Origin of the sequence: Pseudomonas frederiksbergensis (assembly GCF_035751725.1) — a bacterium.
GTDB classification, from domain to species: Bacteria; Pseudomonadota; Gammaproteobacteria; order Pseudomonadales; family Pseudomonadaceae; genus Aquipseudomonas; species Aquipseudomonas frederiksbergensis_A.
On record NZ_CP142104.1, the window covers coordinates 3,691,745 to 3,709,762 of the forward strand.

The following is an 18,018-nucleotide window of genomic DNA, read 5'->3' on the forward strand; positions in this document are numbered from 1 at the left end:
ACAGCAATGCCCGACGATCTTCACCGTGAACCGATCGAACAACTGCAGGAATACCTGGCCGGGCGCCGTTTCCTGGTGCTGACCGGCGCGGGCATCAGTACGCCATCCGGTATCCCCGATTACCGTGATAGCGACGGCGTTCGACGGGGCCGGCAACCGATGATGTACCAGGAATTCCTCGCCAAGCCCGAGGCCCGGAGGCGCTACTGGGCGCGAGCCATGCTCGGCTGGCCACGCCTGCGCCAGGCCCGCCCGAACCTGGCTCATGAGGCCCTCGCGGCATTGCAAGTGGCGGAGCGCATCAGCGGGCTGATCACCCAGAATGTCGATGCCTTGCATGACCAGGCCGGAAGCCGCCAGGTCATCGAGCTACATGGCAGCCTGCATCGAGTGCTGTGCCTGGATTGCAGCCAGCGGAGCGACCGCCAGCAAATCCAACTCATGATGGAAACGCAGAATCCTTACCTGGCCGGCGTCGACGCGGTACAAGCCCCGGACGGCGATACGTTGCTGGATCCGGCATTCGAGGCGCGCTTCCAGATCCCCCGTTGCCCTCATTGCAATGGCGAGCGGCTGAAACCCGATGTGGTTTTTTTCGGAGAAAACGTCGCCGCCGCCACAGCGTCCCGCGCCACGCAAGCCGTAGAACAAGCGGATGGGCTGTTGGTGGTGGGTTCTTCGTTGATGGCGTATTCGGCCTTTCGCCTCTGTCGGGCAATCAAGGATCAGGGCAAGCCGCTGCTGGCGATCAACCGGGGCACGACCCGGGCTGATGAGTTGCTGGATTTGAAGGTGCAAGTGCCGTGTGAAGAATTGCTACCGCTGCTGATCTGAAGCGCACATCCATCCCCGATGGGAACGCGATCACCAAGGAAACAGGTCGGCTTCCAGGCCGCCCCGTCCAGCTTTTGATCTGCGGGCCCGGTGGTCACCCCACGATCAACTGGGTCCCGATATCCTGATCCCTGAACGTATCGAACAACGCCTGGGCCGCCGCCGACAACTCGTAGCCCGGCTTGGTCAGCACGCCGATGGCCCGTTCGATCACCGGATCGCCGAGGGTGATGCAGCGGGCGCCCAGTTCGTGCATCTGGCCGACACACAAGGCCGGTACGGCGCTCACGCCGAGGCCGCTGGCAACCATTCGCCCGACGGTCGCCAGTTGATGACTCTCGAATTCCACCGGCAATTTCATGCCTCGCGCTTGCAGATGTTCCTCGAGCATCACCCGCACGGTAGAGGGCCGTTGCAGGGTGATGAACGGCTGTTCCAGCAGGGTCTGCCATTGGACTTCGTCGCGCTGGGCCAGTGGCGAATCCAGGGGCACCACCGCCACAAAACGATCGAGGTACAACGGCGTGAACACCAATGACGAGCCCTGCATGGGCTCGAACGCCACGCCCAGTTCCACATGACGATCGCGGACCATTTCCAGCACCTGCTCGTTGATCACATCGTTGACCGTGACGTTGACATTCGGGAAGCGCGCGCGGAAGGTCTTGAGGATCGGCGGCAACAGGTTGCCGGCGAAAGATGGCATCGCGGCCAGCGTCACGCGGCCACGCTGCAAGGTGAAGCGCTGGCGCATTTCGTCTTCGGCGTTGTCCCAGTCGGCCACCAGCCGACGGGCCAGTGGAAGTAATGATTCGCCTTCGGGCGTCAACGCCACGTTGCGCGTGTTGCGGCTGAACAGGCGACCACCGAGCCCTTCTTCCAGGGCTTTGATCGTCAAGCTCAGGGCCGACTGGGAGAGATGCAGCCGCTCGCAGGCCACGGCGAAGCTAAGGCTCTGGGCCACGGCCAGGAACGCACGGATTTGCTTGAGGGTCATGGTCGCTGCGCTCCAAGGGCAATTGTTGAGTTTTATCAATCAATCAAATCTAAAAATCAACTTAACAAATATATGACTTGGCGCAACACTGCATTTCATTGCGACCCCATTCAAGAATAAAAGAGGTGTCTATGGCAGGTTTCGACAAACGCGTGAATTCTTACGAAGAAGCGCTGGACGGCTTGAAGGACGGCATGACCATCATCGCCGGCGGCTTCGGTCTGTGCGGCATTCCGGAAAACCTGATCGCCGAGATCAAGCGCAAGGGCACCCGTGACCTGACCGTGGTCTCCAACAACTGCGGCGTAGACGGCTTCGGCCTCGGCGTGCTGCTGGTGGACCGCCAGATCCGCAAGGTGGTGGCTTCCTACGTGGGTGAAAACGCCCTCTTCGAACAGCAACTGCTGAGCGGCGAAATCGAAGTCGTGCTCACGCCCCAAGGCACCCTCGCGGAAAAGATGCGCGCGGGCGGCGCAGGCATCCCGGCCTTTTTCACCGCTACCGGCGTCGGTACCCCCGTGGCCGAAGGCAAGGAGGTGCGCGAATTCCATGGCCGCCAGTACCTGATGGAAGAATCCATTACCGGTGACTTCGCCATCGTCAAAGGCTGGAAAGCCGACCATTTCGGCAACGTGATCTATCGTCACACTGCCCAGAACTTCAACCCGCTGGCGGCCACCGCGGGCAAGATCACCGTGGTGGAAGTCGAAGAAATCGTCGAACCCGGCGAGCTGGACCCGGCACAGATCCATACCCCCGGCATCTACGTCGACCGGGTCATTTGCGGCACGTTCGAAAAGCGCATCGAACAGCGCACCGTCCGTAAGTGATCCCCTGCCCCCGGCCCGAATGAAGGAATGACACCATGGCACTTTCCCGCGAACAAATGGCTCAGCGCGTCGCCCGCGAAATGCAAGACGGCTACTACGTGAACCTCGGTATCGGCATTCCGACCCTGGTTGCCAACTACATCCCCGAAGGCATGGAAGTCATGCTGCAATCGGAAAACGGCCTGCTCGGCATGGGCGCGTTTCCCACCGAAGCGGAAGTCGACGCCGACATGATCAATGCCGGCAAGCAGACGGTCACCGCGCGCATCGGCGCTTCGATCTTTTCCTCGGCCGAATCCTTCGCCATGATCCGTGGCGGCCATATCGACCTGACGGTGCTCGGCGCGTTCGAAGTGGACGTCGAAGGCAACATCGCCTCGTGGATGATCCCCGGCAAGCTCGTCAAGGGCATGGGCGGCGCGATGGACCTGGTGGCGGGTGCCGAGAACATCATCGTCACCATGACCCATGCGTCCAAGGACGGCGAATCGAAACTGCTGCCCCGTTGCAGCCTGCCGCTGACAGGCGCCGGCTGCATCAAGCGCGTGCTGACGGACCTGGCCTACCTGGAAATCCAGGACGGCGCCTTTATTCTCAAGGAACGTGCCCCCGGCGTCAGCGTCGAGGAAATCGTCGCCAAGACCGCCGGCAAACTGATCGTGCCGGACCACGTCCCTGAAATGCAGTTCGCTGCCCAGTGAGGAGAAATTCGATGCAAGAAGTCGTGATTGTCGCCGCAACCCGCACCGCCATCGGCAGTTTCCAGGGTTCGCTGGCTTCCATTCCCGCGCCGGAGCTCGGTGCCGCGGTGATTCGTCGGCTGCTGGAACAGACCGGCCTGTCGGGCGAGCAAGTCGATGAGGTGATTCTCGGCCAGGTGCTGACCGCAGGCTCCGGGCAGAACCCGGCGCGCCAGGCGTCGATCCTCGCCGGCCTGCCCCACGCGGTGCCGGCGCTGACCTTGAACAAGGTCTGCGGCTCGGGCCTCAAGGCGTTGCACCTGGGCGCCCAGGCGATCCGCTGCGGCGATGCCGACGTGATCATTGCCGGCGGCATGGAAAACATGAGCCTGGCCCCCTACGTCTTGCCGGCCGCCCGTACCGGCCTGCGCATGGGCCACGCAAAAATGATCGACAGCATGATCACCGATGGCTTGTGGGATGCATTCAACGATTACCACATGGGCATTACCGCCGAGAACCTGGTGGACAAGTACGGTATCAGCCGCGAGGCGCAAGACGCCTTTGCCGCCGCGTCCCAGCAGAAAGCCGTCGCCGCCATCGAGGGCGGCCGCTTCGCCGATGAAATCACGCCGATCCTGATTCCCCAGCGCAAGGGCGACCCGGTGGCCTTCGCCACCGACGAACAGCCACGCGCCGGCACCACCGCCGAATCCCTGGGCAAGCTCAAGCCGGCGTTCAAGAAAGACGGCAGCGTCACGGCGGGTAACGCCTCGTCGCTGAACGATGGCGCCGCCGCCGTGATCCTGATGAGTGCGCAAAAAGCCAAGGCGCTGGGGTTGCCGGTTCTGGCGAAAATCAGTGCCTACGCCAATGCTGGCGTCGACCCGGCGATCATGGGCATCGGCCCGGTCTCGGCCACTCGCCGCTGCCTGGACAAGGCCGGCTGGTCGCTGGACCAATTGGACCTGATCGAAGCCAACGAAGCGTTTGCCGCCCAGTCCCTGGCCGTGGCCAAGGAACTGGAATGGGACATGGACAAGGTCAACGTCAACGGTGGCGCCATCGCCCTGGGCCACCCGATCGGTGCTTCGGGCTGCCGGGTGCTGGTGACGCTGCTGCATGAAATGATCAAGCGCGACGCCAAGAAGGGCCTCGCGACCCTGTGCATCGGCGGCGGCCAAGGCGTGGCCCTCGCATTGGAACGGGCGTAACCGACAACAGGCACGACGGTGGCGGCGCGGACCCACGATATTCGCGCAACCATCGGCACCACCACCGGCGCGGCTTTGGTTGCGCCGGTTTTTTTATGCCTTGAGTTTGCTCCGTCAGCCTGAACAGCCAGATCCCCTGGCCAGAGTTTTTTTTAATGCCAAGGGCATTGGATAGTTCTTCAGCCCCCCGCACCAAAGCGGTCACGGCTGTTGGTCAGATGCAGCCACATCGCCGCGCGGGCGGCGTCGGGGTCCTGGCGCTTGATGGCGTTGAAAATCGCTTCGTGTTCCAGGTTGGCAAACTGGGCGAGCCTGCCCAGGTCCGCCTGGCCACGTTCGGCCAAGTTCACCCGCGTACGTGGAATCATCGCGCTGCCCAGGTGCTGCATGATTTCGACAAAACAGGTGTTATCCGTGGCTTCGGCGATCAACAGGTGGAAACGCCGGTCAGCCTCGACGCAACTGTCATTGCTGCTGAGCAACTGCTGATAGTCATCCAGGGCCTCGCGCATCTGTTGCAACTGTCGCTCGCTGCGACGCTGGGCGGCCAGTGCCGCCGCCTGGGCCTCCAGGCCAAGGCGCAACTCCAGGATTGCCCGGACGCCCGCCGCGGTATCAACGTTGAGCCGCAACCCCGGCTCCCCGGTCTGCTCCAGCACAAAAGTGCCAATGCCATGACGGGTCTCAACCAGCCCCGAAGCCTGCAATTTGGAAATCGCCTCGCGCACCACCGTGCGGCTGACCCCGTGCTCGCGCACGATGGCGCCTTCGGACGGCAGTTTCTGCCCCGGCTTCAACTGCCCCAGCAAAATGCTCTGGCTCAACTTCGCCACCAGGTCATGGGCCAGGTTGTGGGTGCGCTTGCGCAGGGGCGCTTCTGTGTCTTGCTGCATCGGGCGGGCTTCCTTGAAGACAGGCTTGTCGATCCTATCACTGGCGGCGTTGCAAGTACTCCTCGGAACACTCTCAACTTGTATGACAACACGCAAGATTGACCTTTATCTAACGCTGAGCCTGGGCAAATATGGCAGGTCTTCCCAAACTCAGAAGCCCTGTAAAAACCCTTCGATAACGGCGAACAGCGCTATAAATAGGGCATAAAAAGCTTCAACAACCAATCCAATCGAACTCAAAAACAGCTTGTCAGACAAAAAAATCGACTTGTATGATGTCTATCAACATCGACACCTGCCCAATACCGCGCATAAAAACAATAACTCAAGGATTCCATACACGATGACTACGCCAGAAACCAGCAAAGCCCCGATCATCACCAGCATGCAAGTCGTCCCGGTGGCCGGCCACGACGGCATGCTGCTGAACCTCAGCGGTGCCCATGGTCCGTTCTTCACCCGCAACATCGTTATCCTCAAGGACAACGCTGGGCACACCGGCGTCGGCGAAGTGCCCGGCGGCGAGCGTATTCGCCAGACCCTGGAAGACGCTCGCTCGCTGGTGGTCGGCAGCCCCATCGGCACCTACCAGAAAATCCTCAACAGCGTGCGCCAGGCTTTCGCCGACCGGGATGCCGGCGGCCGAGGTCTGCAGACCTTCGACTTGCGCATCACCATCCACGCCGTCACCGGCCTCGAAGCTGCGTTGCTGGATCTGCTCGGGCAGCACCTGGATGTCCCGGTCGCGGCCCTGCTCGGCGAAGGCCAGCAGCGCGACGAAGTGAAGATGCTCGGCTATCTGTTCTATGTTGGTGATCGCCAGCAGACCGACCTGCCCTACCGCAGCGAACCGGACGCCGATAATGACTGGTTCCGCGTCCGTCATGAAAAAGCCCTGGATGCCGACGCCGTGGTGCGCCTGGCCGAAGCGGCCCACGCGCATTACGGTTTCCAGGACTTCAAGCTCAAGGGTGGCGTGCTCAAGGGCGACGAGGAAATCGAAGCCGTGACGGCGCTGGCCGAGCGCTTTCCCCAGGCGCGAATCACCCTGGACCCCAACGGCGCCTGGTCACTCAAGGAAGCGATTCGCCTGTGCCGCGACCAGCACAAAGTGCTGGCGTACGCCGAGGACCCTTGCGGCGCAGAGAATGGCTATTCGGGCCGTGAAGTGATGGCCGAGTTCCGCCGCGCCACCGGCCTCAAGACCGCCACCAACATGATTGCCACCGATTGGCGCGAGATGGGCCACGCCATCACGCTGCAATCCGTGGACATTCCCCTGGCCGACCCACATTTCTGGACCATGCAAGGTTCGGTGCGCGTGGCGCAGATGTGCAATGAATGGGGCCTGACCTGGGGCTCGCATTCCAACAACCACTTCGACATTTCCCTGGCGATGTTCACCCACGTCGCGGCCGCCGCACCGGGGGACATCACCGCCATCGACACCCATTGGATCTGGCAGGACGGCCAACGGCTGACCAAGGCGCCGTTGCAAATCAAGGGAGGCTGCGTGCAGGTGCCGAAGAAACCGGGGCTGGGGATCGAGCTGGACATGGACCAGTTGGCCAAGGCTCACGAGCTGTACAAAGGCATGGGGCTCGGGGCGCGGGACGATTCGGTGGCGATGCAGTATCTGATCCCGGGCTGGACGTTCAACAACAAGCAGCCTTGCCTGGTTCGCTAGTATTCAGCAACTCGATTCTTCTGTGGCGAGGGGATTTATCCCCTCGCCACAGTCATCTGCTGCTGTTTCGCTATTAACCCTCCGGCCGCAAAATCAGCACCGCCAGCGGCGGCAGGTTCAGTTCCAACGACAGTGCCTGGCCATGGCTGGGGATCGCCTCGGTGGAGGCGCCGCCGCCGTTGCCATAGTTGGAGCCGGCGTAGGTGTCGGCATCGCTGTTGAGCAGTTCCACCCAACGACCGCCAAACGGCACGCCGACCCGATACGCCTCGCGCGGTACCGGTGTGAAGTTGGCGACCACCAACACCGGCCGACCGTCCTTGCTCCATCGCAACCACGCATAGACGCTGTTGAGCGCATCGTCGCCAATCAGCCATTGGAAGCCTTGGGGCGCATCGTCCTGGTCGTGCAGCGCCGGCTCTTCCCGATATAGACGGTTCAGGTCGCTGACCAGTTTCTGCACCCCCCGGTGCTCGGGATATTGCAGCAGGTACCAGTCCAGTTGCTGGTCATGGTTCCACTCGCGCCATTGGCCGAATTCGCAGCCCATGAACAGCAGCTTCTTGCCCGGGTGGCCCCACATGAAACTGAGATAGGCCCGCAGGTTGGCGAATTTCTGCCAGCGATCTCCAGGCATCTTGTCGATCAGCGAGCGCTTGCCGTGGACCACTTCGTCGTGGGAAATCGGCAGCACGAAACGCTCGGACCAGGCGTACACCAGGCCAAAGCTCAACTCGTTATGGTGGTGGGCGCGGTACACCGGATCCTGCTGAATGTAATGCAGCGAGTCGTGCATCCAGCCCATGTTCCACTTGTAGGCGAAACCCAGGCCGCCCTGTTGCGTGCTCTGGCTGACGCCGGGCCAGGCGGTGGACTCTTCGGCAATGACCAGCGCGCCCGGGGTTTCCAGCGCGACCACATCGTTGAGGTGTCGGAGGAAATCGATGGCTTCCAGGTTCTCCCGTCCGCCGTGGCGGTTTGGCACCCATTCACCGGCCTTGCGCGAATAGTCGCGATACAGCATCGAGGCCACGGCATCCACCCGCAGGCCGTCGACGTGAAAATGCTTGAGCCAGTGCAACGCCGACGCCAGCATGAAACCGTGGACCTCGGTGCGTCCGAGGTTATAGATCAGCGTGTCCCAATCCTGGTGGAAACCTTCCAGCGGGTTACCGTATTCGTACAGCGCGGTGCCGTCGAACTGGGCCAGGCCATGGGTGTCGGTCGGAAAGTGCGCGGGCACCCAGTCCAGGATCACGCCGATGTCGGCCTTATGGCAGGCGTTGACGAAGGCGGCGAAATCATCGGGCGAACCGAACCGCGCCGTCGGGGCAAATTGCGACAACGGTTGATAGCCCCACGAACCACCGAACGGGTGTTCCATGATCGGCATCAGCTCGATGTGCGTAAAGCCAAGATCCTTGACGTAGGGAATCAACCGCTCAGCCAGTTCATGCCAGTTGTATTGGCGGGAGACTTCGCCCGCCTCGTCGATCTCGCACTGCCAGGATCCGGCGTGCAGCTCGTAGATCGACAGCGGCGCGCCCGGTAGCTGGCGTTCACGGCGGCTCTGCATCCACTCGTCGTCATGCCATTCGATGTTCAGTGGCGAAGCGACCTTGGACGCCGTGTCAGGCGGCAACTGCGTGGCCAAGGCCACCGGGTCGGCCTTGAGCGGCAGGATGCCGTGGGCACCGAGGATCTCATACTTGTACCCTTCGCCCGGCCCGAGCCTGGGGATGAATATTTCCCACACGCCGGACGGATAACGGATGCGCATCGGATGCCGGCGTCCGTCCCAGACGTTGAAGTCACCTACCACCGAAACCCGGCGTGCGTTCGGCGCCCAGACGGCGAAGCGCACGCCATCGACGCCGTCCACCGTTTTCAGTTGCGCACCGAGGCAGGCACTGAGGTCGCGATGGTTACCTTCGGCAAACAGGTAGAGATCCATTTCCCCCAGCAGCGGGCCGAAGCTGTACGGATCCTCTGCGACCTGCTCGCCGCCGGCCCAACGGGTGCGCAACAGGTATAGCTGGGCACGGTCGAAATGGCCGACGAACAAACCCGGGGTCTCGGTGATCTGCAACTCGCCCAGCTCTTCCCCGCCGTCACGGGCGAGCACATGCACGCTCAACGCACCGGGCAGGTAGGCCCGGATGAATTGCCCACCGGCCCCATCGCCATGAGGGCCCAGGATCGAAAACGGGTCGTGGTGTTCGGCGCGCACCAGCGCGTCGATGTCGTGGGGGGCCGGCAGCAATGACTCTTTGGCCTGCCCCTGTGATTCCTTGTTCGAGACGCTCATGATTCTCTCCACTAAATCGGTCCGGCTAAATCGGAAAAGGGTTTGAGCCCACTCAATAACCCGTACAGGCCGTGCAGCGGCACGGGCAGCCAGGCAGGGCGATTCTCGGCTTCATAAGCCACTTCGTAGGCCGCCTTCTCCAGGCCGAACAACGCCAATGCGGCGTCCTCGCCTTCAGCATCCTTCCACTCATGGGCAAGACTAGCTGCCGCCAGCCGATATGCCTGGACAAATGCCTGGCGAGCCTCGACCAGATAACGGTCGGCGACACGTTTGCGCGCCGCGTCGGCATCGGCCGTGCTGTCGACGGTGTGCAGCTGGACCGCCATCGCCGCCGCGTAGTCGAAGGAGCGCAGCACACCGCTGACGTCCTTGTACGGGCTGTGCTTGCCACGTCGTTCGTGTAGCGGTCGCGCCGGCTCGCCTTCGAAGTCGATCAGGTAGGCATCACCCTTGATCACCAACACCTGCCCCAAGTGCAAATCGCCATGTACCCGAATGCGCAAGCCGCCGGCGGCCTTGCCGGCCAGTTCCTGGACGTGGGCCAGCACGGTTTTCCTGTGTTCCAGCAAGCGTGCGACCATCGCCTGGTCCGCAGGGTTCAATTGGTCCTGGTTCTGCTTGAGCAGACGCAAGGCGTTTTCCACCTGGGCGGCGACATCCTTGCCGATGGCCTGGGCTTCCTTGGCACTGGTAGGCTGCGGCGCAAAGTCCGGGTTGTCGGTTGGCTGGGCGAGCACCTGGTGCATTTCCCCGAGACGCTGGCCGAGCATGCCGGCGAAATCCTTCAGTTCGCCCAAGGCGTTGTAATGCTGTTCCTGCTCCGACACGGCATCCGCCAGCTCGTCGCGCAACGCCCGTTCGAGGTTGTTCTGGGTCCACTCCCAGGCATCGCCCTGATTGCTCAGGTAACCCTGGGCGATCATCAGCAAGGCATCTTCGCCCTGGGCGTCGCGGCGAATCACCGAACCCAGCAGCGGCGAGATGTTGCTGAAGCCCGCCGCAGTCAGGTAAGCGCTCATCTCCAGTTCCGGGTGCACGCCGGACGCAACCTTGCGGATCAACTTGAGCACCAGGCTGCCGCCCACCACCACCGAACTGTTGGACTGCTCGGCGGACAGGTAGCGAACTTCCGGCTCGGCCCCCAGGTTCAGCGCCGCCAGGCCCTCGGTAGGTTCAAAGCGCAACTCGCCGTCGGCGCACGGCACCACCGTGCCGGCCTGGATGCCTTGGAGCACGGCCCGAATGAAGTTTTCCAAAGTGAACGCATCGGTGATCAAGCCGACCTGGCGACCCCGGCGCACCCGCGACAAAGCCAATTGCTGAGGCAGCGCGGCGCCGACCTGATCCTCGGCCAGCAGACCGAACGGCAGTTGATAACGCAAGGTTTGGCCAGCACTGGTGACGTCGATTTCGCTCAACAACACAGGGTGTTGCGGATCACCAAAACGCACGCCATAGACGATGTCGACTTTCTCGATGGCGCTGTCCTTGCCGGCAAACCAGCGGCGGTTCTGCAGCCAGTTCGGCAGGATGCCCTGCTCCAACGTGGCGCGCGACGGCGCTTCAAGCAATTCTTCCAGGCGTTTCTTCAGCACCAGCGTAGTGAAGTCCGGCAGGCTCTGGGCGGGCTCGACGTGCCAGCTCGGCATCTGGTTTTCCGCTGCCAGGGCGAACCAATAGAAGCCGTATGGCGCCAGGGTCAGGAGGAAATTCAACTGGCCGATGGGCGGGAACGCATTGCCGCCGAGCATTTCCACCGGGACCATGCCAGCGTAGGCCGACAGATCCAGCTCGGCAGCCTGGGCGCTGCGCGACACGTTGGCCACGCACAAAATGATTTCGTGCTTGCCGTCCGGGCCGGTGTACTCGCGGGTGTAGGCCAGGATCCGCCGGTTGCTCGGCGACAGCATCTTCAACGTCCCCCGGCCAAAGGCCTTGGATTGCTTGCGCACGGCCAGCATCCGTCGGGTCCAGTTGAGCAATGAATGAGGGTCACCGGACTGGGTCTCGACGTTCACCGACAGATAGCCATACAGCGGGTCCATGATCGGTGGCAACACCAGGCTGGCCGGGTCGGCGCGGGAAAAACCGCCGTTGCGGTCGATGGACCACTGCATCGGCGTGCGCACGCCATCGCGGTCGCCCAGGTAGATGTTGTCGCCCATGCCGATCTCATCGCCGTAATACAAGGTCGGCGTGCCGGGCATCGACAGCAACAGGCTGTTGAGCAACTCCACACGGCGGCGGTCACGCTCCATCAGCGGCGCCAGGCGTCGACGAATGCCGAGGTTGATGCGCGCTCGACGGTCGGCGGCGTAGTAGTTCCACAAATAGTCGCGTTCCTTGTCGGTGACCATTTCCAGGGTCAGCTCATCATGGTTGCGCAGGAAAATCGCCCATTGGCAGTTGGCCGGGATCTCCGGCGTCTGGCGCAAAATATCGGTGATGGGGAAACGGTCTTCCTGGGCCAGCGCCATGTACATGCGCGGCATCAAGGGGAAGTGGAACGCCATGTGGCACTCATCGCCATTGAGGCCTTGGGCATCGCCGTCGCCAAAGTAAAGCTGGGTATCTTCCGGCCACTGGTTGGCCTCGGCCAGCAACATGCGGTCGGGGTAATTGGCGTCGATTTCGGCGCGGATCAGCTTGAGGACGTCGTGGGTCTCGGGCAGGTTCTCGTTGTTGGTGCCGTCGCGCTCGATCAGGTACGGGATTGCGTCCAGGCGCAGGCCATCGATGCCCATGTCGAGCCAATAGCGCATCACCGACAGCACGGCCTTGATGACCTGCGGATTGTCGAAATTGAGGTCTGGCTGATGCGAATAGAAGCGGTGCCAGAAGTATTGGCCGGCCACCGGGTCCCAGGTCCAGTTGGACTTCTCGGTGTCGAGGAAAATGATCCGCGTGCCGTCGTATTTGTGATCGTCATCGGACCAGACGTAGAAATCCCGGGCCTTGGAACCTTTCTTGGCCTTGCGCGCGCGCTGGAACCACGGGTGCTGGTCGGAGGTGTGGTTGATGACCAGCTCGGTGATCACCCGCAGGTTGCGCTTATGGGCCTCGGCGATGAAACGCCGCGCGTCGGCCATGGTGCCGTAGTCGGGGCTGACCCCCCGGTACTCAGCGATGTCATAGCCGTCGTCACGCCGGGGCGAGGGGTAGAACGGCAGCAACCAGATCGTGTTGACGCCCAGGTCGGCGATGTAATCAAGCTTGTCGATCAGCCCAGGAAAATCGCCGATCCCGTCGTTGTTGGAGTCGAAATAGGATTTGACATGGACCTGATAAATGACTGCGTCCTTGTACCAGAGCGGGTCATTGATGAACGTGGCAGACCGGGGTTTCTTGGCCATTTGCAACTCCTGCTGATTCTATAAAGCCGCGGGTTACAGGCTTGTTCTTTGGTATTACGCAGTGTTTTGTGGCGAGGGGATTTAATCCCCGCTGGGCTGCGAAGCAGCCCCCTGAAATCACGACTGCTGCGCAGCCGAGCGGGAGCAAGCTCCCTCGCCACAAGGGCCGGTCCTGCGCCTTATGTCACGCTGATCCGCCAGATCCCGAACGGCTGGTACGCCGGGTCGATGCGCATGAACTGGTACTTGCCATACCAGGTCCAGCGGTGGCCGTTCATCAAATCCTCGCCTTGGGTCTGGGCGTCGTCCGGCAGGCCCATCTCCCACAGCGGCAATTCGAAATTGGCTTCCTGTGGGTTATGCGGATCGAGGCTCACCGCCACCAGGATGAAATTGCTGCCGTCCGGCGTGCGCTTGCCGAAGTACAGGATGTTGTCGTTCCAGGCGTTGTAGATCTTCAGGCCCAGATGCGTATGCAGCGCCGGGTTCTGGCGGCGGATACGGTTGAGCTGGGCGATCTCGGCGATGATGTTGCCCGGCGCAGTGAAGTCCCGAGGGCGGATTTCGTATTTCTCCGAATCGAGGTATTCCTCCTTCCCCGGCACTGGCGCCGATTCACACAACTCGAAGCCGGAATACATGCCCCACAGGCCCGAGCCCATGGTCGCCAGCGCCGCACGAATGAGGAAGCCCGGGCGTCCCGAGTGATGGAGGAACGCCGGGTTGATGTCCGGCGTGTTGACGAAAAAATTCGGCCGGTAGCATTCGCGCCAGGGCGATTCGTTGAGTTCGGTGATGTACGCCGCCAGCTCGGCCTTGGTGTTGCGCCAGGTGAAATACGTGTAGCTCTGGGAATAACCGACCTTGCCCAGGCGCGCCATCATCGCCGGCGTGGTGAAGGCCTCTGCGAGGAAGATCACCTCAGGGTGCTGCGCACGAACATCGGCAATCAACCACTGCCAGAACGGCAACGGCTTGGTGTGGGGGTTGTCGACCCGGAAGATCTTCACCCCCTCGTTGACCCAGCCGACAACGACGTCGCGCAGTTCCAGCCACAGGCTGGGGATCGCATCGGCGGCGTAGAAATCGACGTTGACGATGTCCTGGTATTTCTTCGGCGGGTTCTCCGCGTATTTGATCGTACCGTCCGGCCGCCAACTGAACCAACCCGGATGCTGCTTGAGCCAAGGGTGGTCCTGGGAACATTGGATGGCGAAATCGAGGGCGATCTCCAGGCCGTGGTCGGCGGCAGCGGCCACCAGGCGACGGAAATCATCCCGAGTGCCCAATTGAGGATGGATCGCCTCGTGGCCGCCCTCCTCGCTGCCGATGGCATAAGGGCTGCCCGGATCGTCTGGACCGGCGGTCAGGGAATTGTTCGGGCCTTTGCGGAAGCTGCGGCCAATCGGATGGATCGGCGGAAAGTACAGCACGTCGAAACCCATGTCCTGAATCACCGGCAGGCGCGAGTGCACGTCGTTGAAGGTGCCATGGCGATTGGGATCATCGGTGATCGAGCGGGGGAACAGTTCGTACCAGCTGGCGAACTCGGCCCGCTCGCGCTCGACGTCCAACGGATACTCTGGGCTGATGCTCAGGTAGGGCCGATGGTCGGCCAAGGACATCAAGTCGGCGCTGCGCGGCGTGAGGAACAACGCCACTTGCTCCTCCGGCAACAAGCCTGAGAGTTCGTGATGCAACGCCGCCAGTTGTTCGCTCAACTCGCCGTCGCTACGCTCGGCGGCGTGTTGCACGTGGTTGCGGCCTTCCTGCAACTCCAGGCTGATGGGCACCCCGGCGGCGTATTTCTTTTCCAACTCGTAGCGGAAGCTGGCGAACTGGTCGAACCACGCCTCGATACAGAACACGTAGCGGCCGACAGCCGGTACCGTGAACTGACCGCGCCAGCCATTGTTGCCCAGCTCGGTCATGACCTCGCTGTTCCAGATTTCGTCCTCCAGCGCCCGCCAGCGGATTCGCACGGCCAATTTGTCATGGCCATCGGCGAACACCTTGCTGGTCACCGTCACGTCCTGCCCGGCGAGTGCCTTGGCGGCAAACTGCCCGCCATCGATCACCGGCATGGTGTCTTCTATTGCAATACGCGGCAACAACAAGGCCTGGGACAACGGCAAATGCGGGTTGTAATCCAAGTCGGTCGGCTGTTCGGCAGTCATCGAGCATCGCTCCTTTTACGCCCCATGGACGCGCTTGTGGCGGTAAAGGCCCAACGGGTCCCTGATTAAACTCACTTAAGCTCCGAACCGGACCGGCAGCCAAAAGTTCAGCGGGATGTACCGGCCGGCTACGGGGAATCAAACCCGTCGAACGGTGGTCAACCGTACAAGCACGACTCAAGCCACTTGCGTCCCGGAGGCCCGACCCGATGACCATTCCTATCCCGGCCGAAACACCCGACCCGAACATCGACGACCCCAACCTGCCGCCACCCGGACCCGATCCGGAGCCGATTCCCAAAAAAGACCCACGGCTGGATCCGCAGCCGCCCCTGGGCGACCCACCGAGCGAGGCGCCGCCGGAGCGGGTTTGATAGACAGACCGGTGGATCATTTGTGGGAGCGAGCCTGCTCGCGAATGAGGCGCGTCATTCAGCATAGATGCTGGAATGCTCGCCGCCATCGCGAGCTAGCTCGCTTGGATACGTAGCCTGGCTCGTGGACGGGCTACAACTTCTCGTCCTTCTCCAACGCCCGCACTATCACCGGCATCACACTGAAAATCGCCAACGCCAGCACGGTGCTGAGCACCGCCGTCGCCTCCCGGCCGAGCCCGGCGGCGACGCCGATGGCGGCGGTCATCCACAGGCCTGCGGCGGTGGTCAGTCCCTTGACATGACTTTCGTCGCCGTCGGTATTTTTCAGGATGGTGCCTGCGCCGAGGAAACCGATCCCGGCGACGACGCCCTGGATCACCCGGCTCATCGCGTCAGCCTGGGACCCGGACATCTGCGGCACCAGCACGAACAACGCAGCGCCCAGCGCCACCAGCATATGGGTGCGCACCCCGGCGGCCTTGCCCTTGTGCTCACGCTCGAACCCCAGGATGCCCCCCAACAGTGCAGCCATCACCAGGCGCACCGTGACCCGCGTCATTTGCTGGGCATCGGTGATGTCGGCGAACTCCGCTTGCAGGGTTATCCAGACTTCATCCCACCACGATTCCATGGACCATCCTCTCTTCGCTCGATAAACGATTGACCGCAAGCGATGCGAGACGTGCGACCGCTGATCAGCCACGAAGAACCCTGCCGGTCGGCTGACGCCTAACGTTCAGACATACAGGAAGGAGCAGTACCATGACTGTACGTATCGACGATAACCGGACCTGTCATTTCGACACCCCCAACGGTTCGGAACAACGCCCGGCCAGCGAGCTGACCATCATCACCGACCCGGACAAGGCCATGTCGGCCGTGGAGCTCAATGGCGGGCGGGTCTACCTGACTGAAGCGGAGGTGAATGCCCTGACCGTGGCCGGGGCGGTTGATGGGCGGCAGAATCTGAAGGCGACGGATGGGGGATCGGTTATCTGATTGTTTCTAGATTCATCCTGGGATTGGTGTGTAGATCCGTTGCCGCAGGAACGGATCTACACACCAATCCAGAAGGTGCTTCAAACTGTCGCAGACCAAGGCCTCCACGACATCTGATCCGGTTTTTATCAATCCACCTGAGTCTGTTATGCAAACAGTTCGATGGTCATAGTGCCCCGGCCAGATAGCGGCTGATGAGCGACCGACCATGAGCGAAAGAATCCCCGCCCAACTGATACAAACATTCGACCCCGCGCCCAACAAGATCAAGGCCAGGACCACCGACAACCTGATCCATACCCGCAGCTTCACCGGCGTGTTCCGCACCTTGCGCATCAGCGGTGCCGGTGTGCTGTTTTTGCTGTTCTTCGGCACGGTATGGCTGAACTGGGGCGGTCGCCAGGCGGTGCTCTGGGACCTTAGCGAAAGCAAGTTCCACATCTTCGGCGCGACCTTCTGGCCCCAGGATTTCATCCTCCTGTCCGCCCTGCTGATCATCGCCGCGTTCGGCCTGTTTGCGATCACCGTTTTCGCCGGGCGCGTGTGGTGCGGCTATACCTGCCCGCAGAGCTCATGGACCTGGATATTCATGTGGGTCGAGAAAGTCACCGAAGGTGAACGCAACCAGCGCATCAAGTTGCAGGCTGCGCCGTGGGGCTTGAACAAGTTGGCGCGGCGCTCGGCCAAGCACACGTTGTGGCTCGCCATCAGCCTGCTCACCGGCCTGACATTCGTGGGTTACTTCACCCCGATACGTCCCCTGGCCGAGGAACTGCTGACCTTGCAAATCGGCGGTGCCAGCCTGTTCTGGGTGCTGTTCTTCACCGGGGCCACTTACCTCAACGCCGGCTGGCTGCGCGAAGCGGTGTGCATGCACATGTGCCCCTATGCGCGATTCCAGAGCGTGATGTTCGACAAGGACACGTTGACCATTTCCTATGACGTAGCCCGTGGCGAAATTCGCGGCCCGCGCAAGCGCGAGGTGAATCCCGCCAATGTCGGGTTGGGCGATTGCATAGACTGTCAGATGTGTGTGCAGGTCTGCCCCACCGGCATCGATATCCGCGATGGCTTGCAAATGGAATGCATCGGTTGCGCGGCGTGCATCGACGCCTGCGACTCGATCATGGACAAGATGGGCTACGCACGCGGCCTGATCAAATACACCTCCGAGCACCAACTGCAAGGGGGCAAGACTCATCTGCTGCGGCCACGGCTGGTGGGCTACACGGCGGTATTGCTGGTGATGATCGGTGCCCTGGCGGTGGCGCTGGCGGAGCGCCCGATGGTGTCGCTGGACGTCAGCAAGGACCGTGGGCTGTTCCGTGAAAACAGCCAGGGCCAGATCGAGAACATCTACAGCCTGAAAGTCATCAACAAGACCCAGCAACACCAGGCGTACGAGTTGTCCTTGGTAGACGGCGACGGCTTCGTCCTGCAGGGCAAGACACACCTGAGCCTGGCGCCGGGGGAAATCGTCGACGTACCGGTATCGGTGGCGATGCTCAGCGAACGGCCCCGGAGCGGTTCCCAGGAGATGACCTTCAAGGTCGCCGACAGTGACCAGCCGCAAGTCTATAGCGTGGCCAAGAGCCGTTTTGTCGCACCGATGAACCGCTGAACCCGTAAGATGCCGAGCACCTGTGAGACCATGCCTGGTTGCACA

The 18,018-nt window shown here is 62.0% G+C and carries 14 protein-coding genes; 8 read left to right on the forward strand and 6 right to left on the reverse strand.

Features of this window, described 5'->3' with window-relative positions; all coding sequences use genetic code 11:
- Positions 1 to 6 precede the first annotated feature (6 nt).
- The gene (locus VQ575_RS16295; RefSeq protein ID WP_198725330.1) at positions 7 to 834 is read left to right on the forward strand and encodes an NAD-dependent protein deacetylase; all 828 of its coding nucleotides are present in this window, start codon (positions 7 to 9) and stop codon (positions 832 to 834) included.
- 94 nt (positions 835 to 928) lie between these two features.
- Here the strand turns inward: VQ575_RS16295 and VQ575_RS16300 are convergent, their stop codons facing one another.
- Entirely contained in the window at positions 929 to 1,831 is a 903-nt protein-coding gene (locus VQ575_RS16300) for a LysR family transcriptional regulator (RefSeq protein ID WP_198725327.1), read from the reverse strand.
- Between the two features lie 131 nt (positions 1,832 to 1,962).
- Between VQ575_RS16300 and VQ575_RS16305 the strand changes: the two genes are divergently transcribed.
- The 3 genes from VQ575_RS16305 to VQ575_RS16315 are packed head-to-tail and all read left to right on the forward strand — an operon-like array spanning position 1,963 to position 4,555.
- Entirely contained in the window at positions 1,963 to 2,661 is a 699-nt protein-coding gene (locus VQ575_RS16305; protein ID WP_039589221.1) for a CoA transferase subunit A, read from the forward strand.
- A 35-nt stretch (positions 2,662 to 2,696) separates the two neighbouring features.
- Positions 2,697 to 3,362 carry a CoA transferase subunit B gene (locus VQ575_RS16310; protein WP_003180355.1) on the forward strand — a complete coding sequence of 222 codons (666 nt, stop codon included), beginning with the start codon at positions 2,697 to 2,699 and terminating at the stop codon, positions 3,360 to 3,362.
- Between the two features lie 11 nt (positions 3,363 to 3,373).
- A complete protein-coding gene (locus VQ575_RS16315; RefSeq protein WP_039589220.1) occupies positions 3,374 to 4,555 on the forward strand; it encodes an acetyl-CoA C-acetyltransferase in 1,182 nt (393 codons plus the stop codon).
- Positions 4,556 to 4,734: 179 nt separating this feature from the next.
- On the opposite strand, the gene VQ575_RS16320 is transcribed toward VQ575_RS16315, so the two are convergent.
- Entirely contained in the window at positions 4,735 to 5,448 is a 714-nt protein-coding gene (locus tag VQ575_RS16320) for a FadR/GntR family transcriptional regulator (protein WP_039589219.1), read from the reverse strand.
- A 343-nt stretch (positions 5,449 to 5,791) separates the two neighbouring features.
- Between VQ575_RS16320 and gudD the strand changes: the two genes are divergently transcribed.
- Positions 5,792 to 7,135 (forward strand): glucarate dehydratase, encoded by a 1,344-nt coding sequence (gene gudD, locus VQ575_RS16325; RefSeq protein ID WP_039589218.1) that lies wholly within the window; start codon positions 5,792 to 5,794, stop codon positions 7,133 to 7,135.
- 73 nt (positions 7,136 to 7,208) lie between these two features.
- On the opposite strand, the gene glgB is transcribed toward gudD, so the two are convergent.
- The 3 genes from glgB to VQ575_RS16340 all read right to left on the reverse strand — a co-directional run bounded on the left by glgB (position 7,209) and on the right by VQ575_RS16340 (position 14,976).
- Entirely contained in the window at positions 7,209 to 9,443 is a 2,235-nt protein-coding gene (glgB, locus tag VQ575_RS16330; RefSeq protein WP_325917966.1) for a 1,4-alpha-glucan branching protein GlgB, read from the reverse strand.
- 11 nt (positions 9,444 to 9,454) lie between these two features.
- Positions 9,455 to 12,799 (reverse strand): maltose alpha-D-glucosyltransferase, encoded by a 3,345-nt coding sequence (treS, locus tag VQ575_RS16335; RefSeq protein WP_325917967.1) that lies wholly within the window; start codon positions 12,797 to 12,799, stop codon positions 9,455 to 9,457.
- Between the two features lie 179 nt (positions 12,800 to 12,978).
- Positions 12,979 to 14,976: an alpha-1,4-glucan--maltose-1-phosphate maltosyltransferase gene (locus VQ575_RS16340; RefSeq protein WP_325917968.1), complete on the reverse strand. Its 1,998-nt coding sequence runs from the start codon at positions 14,974 to 14,976 to the stop codon at positions 12,979 to 12,981.
- A 209-nt stretch (positions 14,977 to 15,185) separates the two neighbouring features.
- On the opposite strand from VQ575_RS16340, the gene VQ575_RS16345 reads away from it, so the two are divergent.
- The gene (locus VQ575_RS16345; protein WP_325917970.1) at positions 15,186 to 15,350 is read left to right on the forward strand and encodes a hypothetical protein; all 165 of its coding nucleotides are present in this window, start codon (positions 15,186 to 15,188) and stop codon (positions 15,348 to 15,350) included.
- 133 nt (positions 15,351 to 15,483) lie between these two features.
- On the opposite strand, the gene VQ575_RS16350 is transcribed toward VQ575_RS16345, so the two are convergent.
- Complete coding sequence (locus tag VQ575_RS16350) at positions 15,484 to 15,984, reverse strand: MgtC/SapB family protein (protein ID WP_039589214.1); 501 nt, start codon at positions 15,982 to 15,984, stop codon at positions 15,484 to 15,486.
- Between the two features lie 131 nt (positions 15,985 to 16,115).
- Here VQ575_RS16350 and VQ575_RS16355 point away from each other — a divergent pair, with 131 nt between their 5' ends.
- Positions 16,116 to 16,352 carry a DUF3203 family protein gene (locus VQ575_RS16355; RefSeq protein ID WP_325917972.1) on the forward strand — a complete coding sequence of 79 codons (237 nt, stop codon included), beginning with the start codon at positions 16,116 to 16,118 and terminating at the stop codon, positions 16,350 to 16,352.
- A 208-nt stretch (positions 16,353 to 16,560) separates the two neighbouring features.
- The gene (gene ccoG, locus VQ575_RS16360) at positions 16,561 to 17,973 is read left to right on the forward strand and encodes a cytochrome c oxidase accessory protein CcoG (RefSeq protein ID WP_045156446.1); all 1,413 of its coding nucleotides are present in this window, start codon (positions 16,561 to 16,563) and stop codon (positions 17,971 to 17,973) included.
- The last annotated feature ends 45 nt before the right edge of the window (positions 17,974 to 18,018 follow it).

Bases quoted from the DNA above. Each gene is read 5' to 3' on its own strand.
- VQ575_RS16295 (WP_198725330.1), top strand. From the start codon at position 7: ATGCCCGACGATCTTCACCGTGAACCGATCGAACAACTGCAGGAATAC.
- VQ575_RS16300 (WP_198725327.1), bottom strand. From the start codon at position 1,831: ATGACCCTCAAGCAAATCCGTGCGTTCCTGGCCGTGGCCCAGAGCCTT.
- VQ575_RS16305 (WP_039589221.1), top strand. From the start codon at position 1,963: ATGGCAGGTTTCGACAAACGCGTGAATTCTTACGAAGAAGCGCTGGAC.
- VQ575_RS16310 (WP_003180355.1), top strand. From the start codon at position 2,697: ATGGCACTTTCCCGCGAACAAATGGCTCAGCGCGTCGCCCGCGAAATG.
- VQ575_RS16315 (WP_039589220.1), top strand. From the start codon at position 3,374: ATGCAAGAAGTCGTGATTGTCGCCGCAACCCGCACCGCCATCGGCAGT.
- VQ575_RS16320 (WP_039589219.1), bottom strand. From the start codon at position 5,448: ATGCAGCAAGACACAGAAGCGCCCCTGCGCAAGCGCACCCACAACCTG.
- gudD (WP_039589218.1), top strand. From the start codon at position 5,792: ATGACTACGCCAGAAACCAGCAAAGCCCCGATCATCACCAGCATGCAA.
- glgB (WP_325917966.1), bottom strand. From the start codon at position 9,443: ATGAGCGTCTCGAACAAGGAATCACAGGGGCAGGCCAAAGAGTCATTG.
- treS (WP_325917967.1), bottom strand. From the start codon at position 12,799: ATGGCCAAGAAACCCCGGTCTGCCACGTTCATCAATGACCCGCTCTGG.
- VQ575_RS16340 (WP_325917968.1), bottom strand. From the start codon at position 14,976: ATGACTGCCGAACAGCCGACCGACTTGGATTACAACCCGCATTTGCCG.
- VQ575_RS16345 (WP_325917970.1), top strand. From the start codon at position 15,186: ATGACCATTCCTATCCCGGCCGAAACACCCGACCCGAACATCGACGAC.
- VQ575_RS16350 (WP_039589214.1), bottom strand. From the start codon at position 15,984: ATGGAATCGTGGTGGGATGAAGTCTGGATAACCCTGCAAGCGGAGTTC.
- VQ575_RS16355 (WP_325917972.1), top strand. From the start codon at position 16,116: ATGACTGTACGTATCGACGATAACCGGACCTGTCATTTCGACACCCCC.
- ccoG (WP_045156446.1), top strand. From the start codon at position 16,561: ATGAGCGAAAGAATCCCCGCCCAACTGATACAAACATTCGACCCCGCG.